Genomic DNA, 13,425 nt, shown 5'->3' on the forward strand with positions numbered 1-13,425 from the left:
ACGAGGTGTAAATGAGTACTTTGAGCTGTTTTTTAACGCCGTATGGCCGAGCGCAGACAGTTTTCAGGCAATGCCTGGCGCAAGGAGGCGATCAATGAGAGGCGACCAGATCAACACGCAGAACATCATCGCCCGCTCGGCGACACAGGTACCCTCACCCCACGAGCGCACCGGTGGCGTCGACCGCGTGACCAAGCTGATCGACGTGTCGCGCTGCATCGGCTGCAAGGCCTGCCAGGTGGCATGCGCCGAGTGGAACGACCTGCGCGACGAGGTCGGCGAGTGCGTCGGGGAGTACGACAACCCTCTCGACCTCACGCCCGACACCTGGCAGGTGATGCGCTTCGACGAGTACGAGAACGAGCAGGGCAATCTGGAGTGGCTGATCCGCAAGGACAACTGCATGCACTGCGCCGAGCCGGGCTGCCTCGAGGCGTGCCCGGCCCCGGGTGCCATCGTGCAGTACGCCAATGGCATCGTCGATTTCAACTCCGAGCACTGCATCGGCTGCGGCTACTGCGTGCAAGGCTGCCCCTTCGACGTGCCGCGCATCTCGAAGAAAGACGGCAAGTCCTACAAGTGCACGCTCTGCTCCGACCGCGTCTTTCACGGCCTGGAGCCGGCTTGCGTGAAGTCCTGTCCCACCGGCTCGATCATGTTCGGCACCCGCGATGACATGCTCGATCTGGCCGAGACCCGCACCGACTTCCTCAAGCGTCGCGGCTACGACAACGCCGGCGTCTACAATCCCGAGGGGGTGGACGGCACGCATGTGATCTACGTGTTGCAGCATGCCGACAAGCCGGAAATCTACAGTCACCTGCCCGAGGATCCGCAGATCAGCCCGCTGGTCAGTGCCTGGAAGGGCGTGACCAAGCCGCTGATGTCGGCGGCGATCGGGATTGCCGCCCTGACCGGCTTTTTCCACTACGCCGCGGCCGGGCCCAAGGAGTACGGCGAAGAGGATGAACAGGCGGTGCGCGACGACGACGAACGCGAAAGAGAAGAGGAGGAGCGCCCATGAGCCGCGCCAAATCGGACCCGGAGCTGCTGCGCTACGGCCTGGGCATTCGCATCCTTCACTGGCTCGTGGCCATCAGCTTCGTACTGCTGGTGCTCAGCGGCCTGCCCCTGTTCCACCCCTTCTTCTGGTCGTTGACGGGGCTGTTCGGCGGGCCGACGATGACCCGTATTCTGCATCCCTACATCGGCCTGTTCCTGGCCGTGATGTTCGTGCCCATGGCCATCCACTTCTTCAAGGGAAGCCTGATCAAGCGCCACGACGTCCAGTGGCTCAAGCAGATCCGCGACGTCCTGGGCAATCGCGACGAGAAGTTGCCGTCGGTGGGCAAGAACAACGCCGGTCAGAAGCTGGTGTACTGGATCATGCTGCTATGCATTCCGCTGCTGCTGCTCTCCGGCCTGTTCTTCTGGCAGCCCTACTTCGCCGATGCCATGCCGCTCACCGTGCGCCGCCTGGCCGCCGCCACGCACGCCTATATCGGTTTTCTGGCCATCATCACCCTGATCATCCACATCTACTCGGGTATCTGGGTCAAGGGTTCGTTCCAGGCCATGGTTCGCGGCCGGGTCAGCTGGGCCTGGGCGCGCCATCACCATGACCTGTGGTACGAGCAAGAACGCAGGAAGGCGCGCAAGCACCGCGAGATCAGCCGCCGCCACGACCATACCGGACAGGAGTCGCCGTGACACACGCCTTCGGCAACGCCCCCACGGGGATCATGCACCCTCACGAGGTCAGGCTGCCCGACACCGATCACTTTGCCCGCCGTGCCAGACGCCTCGAGGCGCTCGCCGAGCGCAGCGAACCGCTGGGCGATTTCCTGCGCTTCATGGCGCAGGTGGCCCAGGCCCAGCAGGTGGCGCTGGAGCACACCACGCCGGGTTGGCAGCCGGAACCCGAGGCCTTCTCCCTGGCCCTGGAACATGGCATGCCTCCACTCAACGTCCAGGCACTGCAGGGCGATATCGACCTGGACAGCGAGCTCGAGGGTTTGCTCGCAGCGCTGGAGCTGCGAGTGGGCCAGGCCCAACGCCCCTTGCTCGATTCGCTGCGGACCCAGCCGCGTGACGCTGTGGCCCGCATGGCTCGGGACGTGCTGGCGGGCCAGGCCGGCGATGTGCCAACCCGGGGCCTGATGCCGCTGGTTGCCGCTGCCCTGCAGGTAGCCTGGCTGCGCCTGGCCCATTCCCTACCCCAGGTGCCGGCACGGCCCAGCGGCGAAGTGCGTACCCTGTGCCCCAGCTGCGGCTCACCGCCGGTGGCCAGCGTGATCGAGACCGAGCCGCGAAGCCAGGGGGTGCGTTATCTGCAGTGCGGCCTGTGCGCTACCCAGTGGTACCTGGAGCGCTCCATCTGCAGCGTATGCGAGCAGAGCGGCAAGCTGGACTACCTGAGCCTGGCACCGGAAGCGGGTGAGAGGGAAGATGAAGGCGCCGCCGCCGCCCAGGCCGAAGCCTGCGGCGATTGCGACAGCTATCTCAAGATCTTCCCGCGCGCGCTGGATGCCAGTGCCGAGCCCCTGGCGGACGACCTGGCCAGCCTGACCCTCGACCTGCTGCTCGGCGAGGAGGGGCGCTACCGGCGCAGCGGCTTCAACCCCCTATTGATCGTCGAGGATTGAGCCACCCCGTTGGACGCGTCCCGCTCCGACATGCTATGCCATAGGAATTGACTAACCCTTGAACAGGGATGCCCGATTCCGGCATGGACATGAAGACGACAATGGATGTTCGACGTACCCTACCCGCGGTGGATGCACTGCTGGCACATCCCACCGTGCAAGCGGCTCGCCGCCGCCACGGCCATCGCCTCGCCCGGCGCGCCGTCCGTGAAACCCTCGCCGAGACGCGCGCCAGCCTGAGCCGGACGGAGCGCGCCGCGCCCAGCGCCGAGAGCCTGGCCGAGCGCGTCGTGACACGCCTGGCCGAGCTGGTGCGCCCCGCCAGCCGCGCCGTGTTCAACCTCACCGGCACGGTGATCCATACCAACCTGGGGCGCTCGCCGCTCGCCGAAGCGGCCATCGAGGCAATGGCCGAGGCGGCGCGTCATCCCGTGGCGCTGGAGTATGACCTGGACAGCGGCGGGCGCGGCGACCGCGACCGCCTGGTCGAGGGCCTGCTGTGCGAGCTGACCGGCGCCGAGGCGGCCACCGTGGTCAACAACAACGCGGCGGCGGTGCTGCTGGCCCTGGGTGCGCTGGGTGCCGGCCGCGAGGCGCTGATCTCCCGCGGTGAGCTGATCGAGATCGGCGGCGCCTTCCGCATGCCCGATATCATGCAGGCCGCGGGCTGCCAGCTGCGCGAGGTCGGCGCCACCAACCGCACCCACTCGAGGGATTTCGAGAACGCCATCGGCGAGCAGACCGGGCTGATCGTCAAGGCGCATACTTCCAACTACGCCATCACCGGATTCACCGCGAACGTGCCGGAGGTGCGCCTGGCCGAGATCGCCCACGCCCACGGCATTCCCTTTCTGGTCGACCTGGGCAGCGGTGCGCTTACCGATTTCGCCGCCCTGGGGTTGCCCTACGAGGCGCAACCGGGCGACGCCATCGCCGCCGGGGCCGACGTGGTCACCTTCAGTGGCGACAAGCTGCTGGGCGGCCCCCAGGCCGGCATCATCGTCGGACGCCACGAAGCCATCGCCACCATCAAGCGCCACCCGCTCAAGCGCGCCCTGCGCCTGGACAAGCTCACCCTGGCCGCGCTGGAGGCCACTCTGCGCCTCTACCGCGACAGCGACGCCGCCGAACGCGATATCCCCACCCTGGCGCTGCTGACACGCCCGGAGGCGGAGATCGCCGCCGTGGGCGAGCACCTGCTGCCTCACGTTCAAGCGCTGCTTGGCGACTTCGTGGTAACCCTGGAGCCTTGCGCTAGCCAGCTCGGCAGCGGTTCGCTGCCGGTGGACCGGCTGCCCAGCCGGGCGTTGGCATGGCGCCCAACCGTCAGCGGACGTCGTGAGCGTGAACGCTGCCTACGTCGTCTGGAAAAGGCTCTACGCCGGCTGCCTCGCCCGGTTATCGGCCGCATCAGTGACGGCGCCCTGCTTCTCGACCTGCGCTGCCTGGCGGGCGCCGACAACGAGGCGGCCTTCATCGATCAGCTGGCCGAGCTGCCCGGCTGCTACGCTGCCGCCTCGCACCGGGCCAACGGAGGCTCACGTTGATCGTCGGTACCGCCGGCCACGTCGACCATGGCAAGACCGCCCTGATAGAACGCCTCACCGGCATCGACACGGACAGGCTCAAGGAGGAGAAGGCGCGCGGGCTCACCATCGAGCCCGGCTTCGCCTATCCCGAAGTGGAGGAGGGCATCGAACTCGGCTTCGTCGACGTGCCCGGTCACGTGCGCTTCCTGCATCACATGGTGGCGGGCAGCGCCGGCGTCGACACGGTGCTGCTGGTGGTGGCGGCCGATGACGGCGTAATGCCGCAAACACGCGAGCATCTGGAGATTCTCACCCTGCTGGGGCTGGACCGCGGCCTGGTGGCGGTGACCAAGATCGACCGGGTCGACGCCGCACGCAGGCGCCAGGTGCATGATGAAGTCACCGCCCTGTTAGGCGATACCCCGCTGGCCGGCGCCTCGATTCATGAGGTGTCGAGCCACACCGGCGAGGGCGTGAAAGCCCTGCGCGACCGGCTCTGGACCTGGGCGGCGACCCAGCGCGACACTCCGGTTCAGGGGCATTTTCGCCTTGCCGTCGATCGGGTCTTTACCAAGCGAGGCGCCGGCCTGGTGGTCACCGGCACCGCCTTCGCCGGGCGTGTGACCCAAGGCGACGCGGTTCGCCTGGAGCCTTCCGGCATCACGGCACGGGTGCGCAGCCTGCGCCGCCAGCATCGCGAGAGCGATGCGGCGCGCCAGGGCGACCGCGTGGCGCTCAACCTGGTCGGTGCCGCCATCAGCCGCGACGCCATCCACCGCGGCGACTGGGTCGTGGCCGAGGGGCTGGAAACACCTCTTTTGCAGCGCTACGACGTCGACCTGCGGCTGCTCGAGAACGCCCCCGAACTCAGGCACTGGTCGCCGGTACACGTGCATCTGGGCGTGGCGCGCTACCACGGCCGCGTCTCGCTGCTCGAAGGCCAGCGCCTCGCACCCGGCGAGCGCATGTTGGGTCAGCTCGTCCTCGATACCCCGGTTCATGCCTGCCTGGGCGACCGCTTCGTGGTGCGCGACGCCAGCGCACGCGCCACCCTGGGAGGCGGCTTGGTACTCGAAGGCGACCCGCCACGGCGCGGCCAGCGCCGCCCCGCGCGGCTGGCCTGGCTCGCCGCGCTGGCCGAGTGCGCCGCGAGCGCACCGCTCGACCTGGCCCCGGCGCTGAAGGAGGGGCTACGTCGCCGGCCCGACGGTATCGATCTCCTTGCCCTGGCACGCAACGCCAACGTCGAGGCGGCGTCGCTGGCCGAGGCGGTTACCGCTTGGGGAGGAGAAACGATCGTCACGCCAGAGGCCACCCGGAGCTTCTCGGCTGAGGCGGTCGCGACGCTCGAGCAACGCCTGATCGAATGTGTGGCAGCCAACCACGAACGCGAGCCCTCGATGCTCGGCACCGAGCGTGCTCGGCTGGCCCGCCAGGCCATGCCCGAGCTGCCCGAGGCGGTATGCCGACACCTGATTGCGCGGCTGGTCGCGCGCGGCGAATTGGAAACCCATGGCCCCTTTGTCGCCCGGCCCGGTCATAGCGCCACGCTCGACGAGGCTGACGAAGTGCTGTGGCAGCAGCTCGAGCCGCTGATCGCCGCGACCCCCTTCCAGCCGCCGCGGGTGCGCGACCTGGCGGCAAGCGAGAACCTCGACGAAGGGCGCATACGCGAGGTGCTCAATGCCTGCGCCCGCCTCGGCCGGCTCTACCAGGTGCGTCGCGACCATTTCTACCGCGCCGAAACGGTGGCCGAGATGGGCACCATGGTGCGCGCGCTGGAGCATGAGCACGGCAGGATCCGGGCAGCCGCCTTTCGCGACTGCATCAACACCGGTCGCAAGCTGGCCATTCACATACTCGAATTCTTTGATAAGGTGGGCTACACACGCCGCATCGGAGACGAGCGCGTGGTTCGCAACGAAAGCATGTGGCAGTAGCCGCCCCGCTTGCCGGCGACTTGCTCAAGGAAGAGGATCGACCCCCGGTGGGGCGGCCAGACTTCAAATCTGGCAGGGGCTGCCAGCGGTCCCTGGAGGGTTCGACTCCCTCGCTCTTCCGCCAGCTCCCCTTGTTGGCGCTAGGCTTTGCCTAGCCGCTGATAACCACCCGCGTGCCGATCCTTAGCCACGGATCGAGCGCACGGATCTCCTCGTTGCTCACCGCCACGCAGCCTTCGGTCCAGTCGAAGCTGCGATGCACCTCGGGGTCGCCACGACCCAGGCCGTGGATACCGATCAGACCGCCCAGCGAGGTGGTATGCGGCGCTCGCCCATGACGGGCACGGTAATTCTCGATGTACCAGTACTCCTGCAGGGTGATGCGGCCGATTCGCAGCGCTTCCTCGGCGACCTGTGCGTTGGGGTAGTCGAAGCCGAAGAACAGCCCGAAGCGCGAGGCGCGGTTGATGCGGTCGACACGGAACTCACCCAACGGCGTCATGGCGCTGCCCTTGGCCCGTAGCGGTGCCGCACCGCCAGCGCCGAAGGCCAGGTGCTCGATGCGCTTGATCACGGTCTCGCCGCGCAGGACGCGCACCTGGCGGCTGCGCAGGTCAATGCTGAGCCAGACCTCGTCGGCCGCCAGGCCCTCTGGCATGGCCACGGCGTCCAGCACCTGCCAAAGCGTCGGCTGGCCGGGGACAAGGTTATCGAGAGAAGCGGGAATGTTGGCCTGTGCCGTCGGACCAAACGTCAAGAAGCCTGCCGTCAAGGCGGCAGCCTGGAGAAATGCCCTGTTCATGCAGCCCCTGCCCGTGCGTATTGGCGTTATGTGTCGGCTTGGCACCGATCGGTCATTTATTGAGGCCTGCCGTGGCCCGCACCATGACAGGCATGGCACGACTCCCTTCGACGGGATGCGATCGCATGGCAGGGGCGAGCGCAGCGCAGGACTGCTGCACTTGGCACTCGCGGCGTCGGCTTTCGCTCAGGGCCCGAGGCCCACCGACATGACCACCGGCCAGGCCATGAGACGCACGAGTCGAATATAGCAACACGCTAGTCAGGGCAAAAGGGGGAGAACGGGGCAAAAGGAGCCGCTTTATTCGTTCGTACAAGCGGCGTGGGCGTTCATCGGCGAGGGGTGACTTACGCCCTGGCTGCGCCGGCCTCCTCACGACTTTCCGCCAACAGCGCGACAGCTTCCCTGGCCAGGGGCGAAAGCTCGCTGCCGTCGCGCCGGAGGTAATCGACGATCTGTTGCTTCATGCTGCGGGCCCAGAACTTCTTCAGGTGGAGGTGGACACGCTCGGCGGCGGCGGTGCCGTAGTGGACATTGTTGGCGGCGATCTGGTTCGCCATCTGGATCAGGGAGTCGAGCTGGCTGCGGCTCATGGCGATCAACCTCCGCTTGCATGAACGGCCGGCGGCGCTTCGGCCACCGGCTGGTGATAGATGACGTGGCGCCCCGAGCGAGCAAAGCCGACCAGCTTCAGGCCTGCCTGGCGGGCCTGCTCGATGGCAAGCGAGGTGGGCGCCGACACGGCGACGAGACAGCCGATACCAGCATTGGCGCACTTCTGCACCATTTCGTAGCTGGCGCGGCTCGAGACCAGGGCGAAGCCCTGCTGCGGATCGAGCCGCTCTCGCGACAAGGCGCCGATCAGCTTGTCCAGGGCGTTGTGGCGGCCGACGTCCTCGCGCGCCGAGAGCACCTGTCCTGCCAGGTCGCACCAGGCGGCGCCGTGGGTGGCGCCGGTTTCGCGCTGCAGCGGCTGGTGCCATCTCAACGCCTCCAGGGCGTACTGGATGGCAGCGTCACCGACCTCCGGCGCCACGACCGGTGCCACCGGGCGGATCGCCTGCTCCAGCGACTCGGTGCCGCAGAGGCCGCAGCCGGTGCGCCCGGTCAGGCTGCGACGACGCTGCTTGAGTTCCATGAAGCGCTGGGAGGCGACCTCCAGGTGCACGGCTATGCCGGCGGCCTCCTCGCGCACCTCGACGCCATAGAGTTCCTCCGCCACGTGCAGGATGCCCTCGGTGAGGCTGAAGCCGAGGGCGAAGTCCTCCAGGTCGGCCGGTGTGGCCATCATCACGGCATGGGAAATACCGTTGTAAACCAGCGCCACCGGCATCTCCACGGCGATGCTGTCTTCCAGCCGCTCGGCGCTGGCACCCCGGTGCACCTCGACCGGCGCCTGGCAAGAGCTGTGGGCGTCATTCATTCGCGCGCTCCGCTGAGGGGCGGTTCTCGCCCGCTTCGTCCTTGATACCGCGCAGCAGTTCGAGCTGGAGCCTGTCGAACGTCGCGAAGCGGCGCTGCCAGGCGGACGGCTGGCTGACCTTCTCGACCTGCACGGCGGTCACCTTGTACTCCGGGCAGTTGGTCGCCCAGTCGGAGCTGTCGGTGGTGATCACGTTGGCGCCGCTACCCGGGTGGTGGAACGTAGTGTAGACCACGCCAGGCGGCATGCGGTCGCTGACCCGTGCGCGCAGCACCGTCTGGCCGGCGCGGCTGGTGATGCCGACCCAGTCGCCGTCGCGCACGCCGCGCAGCTCGGCGTCGGTGGGATGCAGCTCGAGTACGTCCTCGTCGTGCCAGGCCTGGTTGTGGGTGCGCCGGGTCTGGGCACCGACATTGTACTGGGAGAGGATGCGACCGGTGGTGAGCAGCAGCGGGAAGCGGCGGTTGCTGAGTTCGTCGCTCTCCACATAGTCGGTGATGGCGAACTGGCCGAGGCCAATGGGGAAGTCCTCGACGTGCAGGGTCGGGGTTCCCTCGGGATCCACGTCGTTGCACGGCCACTGGATGCTACCCAGCTCGTCGAGCCGCGTGTAGCTGACCCCGGCGAAGCTCGGCGTGAGGTTGGCGATCTCGTCCATGATCTGCGACGGGTGATCGTAGTGCATGGGATAGCCCAGCGCATTGGAGAGGTCCATGGTTACCTCCCAGTCCTGCTTGCCGGCCAGGGGTGGCATCACCTTGCGAACCCGGTTGATGCGGCGTTCGGCGTTGGTGAAGGTGCCGTCCTTCTCCAGGAAGGAGGAGCCCGGCAGCAGCACATGAGCGAACTTGGCCGTCTCGTTGAGGAAGATGTCCTGCACGATCAGGCACTCCAGCGAGCGCAGCGCCTCTTCCACATGCTGGGTGTTGGGGTCGGACTGGGCGATGTCCTCGCCCTGGACGTAGAGCGCCTTGAAGTCGCCGGCCACGGCGGCGTCGAACATGTTGGGGATGCGCAGCCCCGGCTCGTCATCGATGGGAACACCCCAGGCCGCCTCGAAACGCTCGCGCACGGCGGCCTCGCCGACGTGCTGGTAGCCCGGCAGCTCGTGGGGGAAGGAGCCCATGTCGCAGGAGCCCTGCACGTTGTTCTGGCCGCGCAGCGGGTTGACGCCCACGCCCTCGCGACCGATGTTGCCGGTGGCCAGCGCCAGGTTGGCGATGCCCATGACCATGCTCGAACCCTGGCTATGCTCGGTGACGCCGAGGCCATAGTAGATCGCGCCGTTGGGGGCACTGGCATAAGTACGCGCGGCGCGGCGCACCTGCGCGGCGGGCACGCCGGTAATCGCTTCGACATTTTCGGGCGAGTGCCGCGCCTCGAGAATGAACTCGCGCCAGGCCTGGTAGCCGGCCGCGTCGCAGCGCTTGGCGATGAACTCGTGATCCTCCAGCCCTTCGCTGACGATGACGTGAGCCAGGGCGTTGACCATCGCCACATTGGTGCCGGGGCGCAGCGCAAGGTGCTGGGCGCCGCGATGATGCGGCGTCTTGAGCAGGTCGATGCGTCGCGGGTCGATGACGATCAGCTCGGCGCCCTGGCGCAGGCGGCGCCGCATCTGCGAGGCGAACACCGGGTGGGCGTCGGTGGGGTTGGCGCCGATGACGATGATGGTGTCGGCCTTCATCACCGAATCGAAGGTCTGGGTACCGGCGGACTCGCCCAGCGTCGCCTTGAGGCCGAAGCCGGTGGGCGAGTGACACACCCGGGCGCAGGTATCGGTGTTGTTGTTGCGGAATGCCGTGCGCACCAGCTTCTGCACCAGGTAGGTCTCTTCGTTGGTACAGCGCGACGAGGTGATGCCGCCGATGCTCTCGCGGCCGTACCTGGCCTGGATCGCCTTGAGCCGCTCGGCGGCGAAGGCGATCGCCTCTTCCCAGCCCACCTCGCGCCAGGGCTGGTCGATCGACTCGCGAATCATCGGCGACTTGAGCCGGTCCGGATGGGTGGCGTAGCCGAAGGCGAAGCGACCCTTGACGCAGGAGTGGCCGTGGTTGGCGTCACCGCCCTTGTACGGCACCATGCGCACCACCCGATCGCCCTGCATCTCGGCCTTGAACGAGCAGCCCACCCCGCAGTAGGCGCAGGTGGTCACCACGCTGTGCTCCGGCTGGCCCTGCTCGATCACCGATTTCTCCATCAGTGTCGAGGTGGGGCAGGCCTGCACGCAGGCGCCGCAGGAGACGCACTCGGAGTCCATGAACGCCTCGCTCTGCCCGGCCGCGACCTTGGAGTCGAAGCCGCGCCCCTCGATGGTCAGGGCGAAGGTACCCTGCACCTCGTTGCAGGCGCGCACACAGCGCGAGCAGACGATGCATTTGCTGGGGTCGAAGCTGAAGTAGGGGTTGGAGTCGTCGGTCTCGGCCGCCAGGTGGTTCTCGCCGTCGAAGCCGTAGCGCACCTGGCGCAGGCCCACGGCACCGGCCATGTCCTGCAGCTCGCAATCACCGTTGGCCGGGCAGGTCAGGCAGTCCAGCGGATGATCGGAGATGTAGAGTTCCATCACGTTGCGCCGCAGCTTGGCCAGCCGAGCGTTCTGCGTGGTGACCTGCATGCCGGGCTCGACCGGGGTGGTGCAGGAGGCCGGCAGCCCGCGCTTGCCCTCGATCTGCACCGCGCACAGGCGGCAGGAGCCGAACGCCTCGAGGTTGTCCGAGGCGCACAGCTTGGGAATGTTGATGTCGGCCAGCGCCGCCGCGCGCAGCACCGATGTCCCCTCGGGCACGCTGATCTCGACGCCGTCGATCTCGAGGCTGACGAGTGTCTCGGAGACCCGTGCCGGGGTGCCGTAGTCGCGCTCCGGCGAGGCGTGCCGGGGATCGAACGTCTGCTTGGGGTCGAAATAGTGCAACATGTCGTACCTCCTCCCGCTCAACGCGGCTGCGCGTCGCGCTGCAGGTCTTCGGGAAAGTGTTTCATCACGCTCTGTACGGGGAAGGGCGTCATGCCGCCCATGGCGCAGAGGGATCCGTCCACCATGGTTTCGCACAGATCACCCAGCAGCTCGAGGTTCTCCTCGCGCTGTTCGCCCGCGCGGATGCGGTCGATCACCTCGACGCCACGCACCGCGCCGATGCGGCAGGGGGTGCACTTGCCACAGGATTCCACCGCACAGAACTCCATGGCGAAGCGCGCCTGCTCGGCCATGTCCACCGTGTCGTCGAACATCACCACGCCGCCGTGGCCGACCCCCGCACCGACCTCGGCGAAGGCTTCATAGTCGAGCGGCAAATCCCATTGGCTTTCGGGCAGGTAGGCACACAGCGGGCCACCCACCTGCACCGCGCGCAGCGGTCGACCGCTTGCGGTGCCGTCGCCGAAGTCCTCCATCAGCTGGCGCAGGGAGGTACCGAAGGCGAGCTCCACCAGCCCGCCGCGCTTGACGTTGCCGGCCAGCTGCAGCGCCAGGGTGCCGCGCGAGCGCCCCATGCCGTAGTCGGCATAGGCCGTGGCCCCATGGGCGAGAATGAACGGCACCGCCGCCAGCGACAGCACGTTGTTGACCACCGTGGGCTGTCCGAACAGGCCCTCGATGGCCGGCAGCGGCGGCTTGAAGCGCACCATGCCGCGCTTGCCCTCGAGGCTCTCGAGCAGCGACGTCTCCTCGCCGCAGATGTAGGCGCCGGCACCGAGGCGAACCTCGAGATCGAAGCGCCGGCCACTGCCGAGGATGTCGGCGCCGAGATAGCCGGCAGCCTCGGCGCGGGCGATCGCTTCATTGAAGATCTCATGCGCCAGGGGATATTCCGAGCGCAGGTAGACATAGCCCTGGGTGGCGCCCACAGCGAGACCGGCGATGGTCATGCCCTCGACCAGCATGTAGGGATCGCACTCCATCACCAGGCGGTCGGCGAAGGTCCCGGAATCACCCTCGTCGGCGTTGCAGACAATGTACTTTTGGGCGGCCGGCGCATCGAGCACGGTCTGCCACTTGATGCCGGTGGGAAACGCCGCCCCGCCGCGGCCGCGCAGGCCGGAAGCCTTGACCTCGTCGACAATGGCCTGGGGCTCGAGGCCCAGGGCCCGGCGCAGGCCACGGAAACCGTCGTGAGCGCTGTAGTCATCGAGAGAGAGCGGGTCGGTGACGCCGATGCGCGAGAAGGTCAGGCGCTGCTGCGCCTGCAGGTAGGGAATCGCCTCGACCGGCCCCTGGTAGAGGGAAGAGAGGGCTCCGCTTACCTGCAAACCGGCTTCGAGCAGCCCGGCGTCGAACAGGCCGGCCACGTCGCCGACCTCCACCGGGCCATAGGCGATGCGGCCCGCCGAGGTCTCGACCTCAACCAGCGGCTCCAGCCAGAACATTCCGCGCGAGCCGTTTCGCACCAGTTCGACCTCGAGGCCACGGGCGGCCGCTTCCGCCTCGATGCGTTCCGCGACCTCGTCGGCACCGAGAGCCAGCGCCGTGGTTTCGCGTGGCACGTAGATCTTCACGCTCATCAGCCCACCTCCAGCACTTGCACGGTCAGTTCGTCGACCAGACGATCGAATTTTTCCGGCGTGACCCGACCATGGATGCGGTCACCGATGCGCAGCGACGGGCCGCAGGCGCAATTGCCCAGGCAGTAGACCGGCTCCAGGGTGATCTCGCGGTCGGCGGTGGTCTGGTGGAAATCGATGCCGAGGGTTTCTCGCGCGTGGCGCTCCAGCATTCGCGAGCCGCGCGCCTGGCACGCCTCGGCACGGCAAAGCTGCACCACATGGCGACCCGGCGGTGCGGTACGGAAGTGGTGGTAGAAGCTGATGACGCCGTGCACCTCCGCCCGGGTGAGCTGGAGCGACTCGGCGATCGGCGGCACCGCCTCGCGCGGTATGTATCCGAAGCGGTCCTGGATCGCATGCAGGATCGGCAGCAGGCCGCCGGGCTTGTGTCGATGGGCCTCGATCTGCTGCTGCAGCAACGCCGGGGTGTAGGGGGTAAAAGCACTCATGGGCATGGTCAGGCCTCGCAACGAACCTGCGGGAGCCCTCGACCGGCTCCGTCAATTCGCTATTGCTAGTTATGAACTGTTTTGCATATATTCAAATC

General features: G+C 67.5%; 11 protein-coding genes and 1 tRNA gene. 6 read left to right on the forward strand and 6 right to left on the reverse strand.

Annotated features, from left to right (window positions below; translation table 11 throughout):
- Positions 1–94: 94 nt before the first annotated feature.
- The 6 genes from fdxH to ACOJCM_RS04445 all read left to right on the forward strand — a co-directional run bounded on the left by fdxH (position 95) and on the right by ACOJCM_RS04445 (position 6,238).
- The gene (gene fdxH / locus ACOJCM_RS04420) at positions 95–1,024 is read left to right on the forward strand and encodes a formate dehydrogenase subunit beta (protein WP_445210852.1); all 930 of its coding nucleotides are present in this window, start codon (positions 95–97) and stop codon (positions 1,022–1,024) included.
- Positions 1,021–1,710 (forward strand): formate dehydrogenase subunit gamma, encoded by a 690-nt coding sequence (locus tag ACOJCM_RS04425; RefSeq protein ID WP_445210853.1) that lies wholly within the window; start codon positions 1,021–1,023, stop codon positions 1,708–1,710. Before fdxH ends, ACOJCM_RS04425 begins: the two co-directional genes overlap by 4 nt.
- Positions 1,707–2,645 (forward strand): formate dehydrogenase accessory protein FdhE, encoded by a 939-nt coding sequence (fdhE, locus tag ACOJCM_RS04430; protein ID WP_445210854.1) that lies wholly within the window; start codon positions 1,707–1,709, stop codon positions 2,643–2,645. Before ACOJCM_RS04425 ends, fdhE begins: the two co-directional genes overlap by 4 nt.
- Positions 2,646–2,746: 101 nt before the next feature.
- Positions 2,747–4,192: an L-seryl-tRNA(Sec) selenium transferase gene (gene selA / locus ACOJCM_RS04435; RefSeq protein ID WP_445210855.1), complete on the forward strand. Its 1,446-nt coding sequence runs from the start codon at positions 2,747–2,749 to the stop codon at positions 4,190–4,192.
- Positions 4,189–6,114: a selenocysteine-specific translation elongation factor gene (gene selB, locus ACOJCM_RS04440; protein WP_445210856.1), complete on the forward strand. Its 1,926-nt coding sequence runs from the start codon at positions 4,189–4,191 to the stop codon at positions 6,112–6,114. Before selA ends, selB begins: the two co-directional genes overlap by 4 nt.
- A 28-nt stretch (positions 6,115–6,142) precedes the next feature.
- Positions 6,143–6,238 (forward strand) — tRNA-Sec (locus tag ACOJCM_RS04445).
- A 27-nt stretch (positions 6,239–6,265) separates the two neighbouring features.
- Here the strand turns inward: ACOJCM_RS04445 and ACOJCM_RS04450 are convergent.
- The 6 genes from ACOJCM_RS04450 to ACOJCM_RS04475 all read right to left on the reverse strand — a co-directional run bounded on the left by ACOJCM_RS04450 (position 6,266) and on the right by ACOJCM_RS04475 (position 13,327).
- Entirely contained in the window at positions 6,266–6,871 is a 606-nt protein-coding gene (locus ACOJCM_RS04450) for a L,D-transpeptidase family protein (protein WP_445210857.1), read from the reverse strand.
- A gap of 392 nt (positions 6,872–7,263) precedes the next feature.
- Entirely contained in the window at positions 7,264–7,509 is a 246-nt protein-coding gene (locus ACOJCM_RS04455; RefSeq protein WP_445210858.1) for a formate dehydrogenase subunit delta, read from the reverse strand.
- Positions 7,510–7,514: 5 nt separating this feature from the next.
- Entirely contained in the window at positions 7,515–8,339 is an 825-nt protein-coding gene (gene fdhD / locus ACOJCM_RS04460) for a formate dehydrogenase accessory sulfurtransferase FdhD (protein WP_445210859.1), read from the reverse strand.
- The gene (gene fdhF, locus ACOJCM_RS04465; protein ID WP_445210860.1) at positions 8,332–11,253 is read right to left on the reverse strand and encodes a formate dehydrogenase subunit alpha; all 2,922 of its coding nucleotides are present in this window, start codon (positions 11,251–11,253) and stop codon (positions 8,332–8,334) included. Before fdhF ends, fdhD begins: the two co-directional genes overlap by 8 nt.
- Before the next feature lie 17 nt (positions 11,254–11,270).
- Positions 11,271–12,836, reverse strand: a complete 1,566-nt coding sequence (locus ACOJCM_RS04470; RefSeq protein ID WP_445210861.1) for a formate dehydrogenase beta subunit — start codon at positions 12,834–12,836, stop codon at positions 11,271–11,273.
- Positions 12,836–13,327 (reverse strand): formate dehydrogenase subunit gamma, encoded by a 492-nt coding sequence (locus tag ACOJCM_RS04475; RefSeq protein ID WP_445211021.1) that lies wholly within the window; start codon positions 13,325–13,327, stop codon positions 12,836–12,838. The genes ACOJCM_RS04470 and ACOJCM_RS04475 overlap by 1 nt, the downstream gene beginning before the upstream one ends.
- Positions 13,328–13,425 lie beyond the last annotated feature (98 nt).

The sequence above is a fragment of the Billgrantia hypersalina genome, from assembly GCF_052584175.1.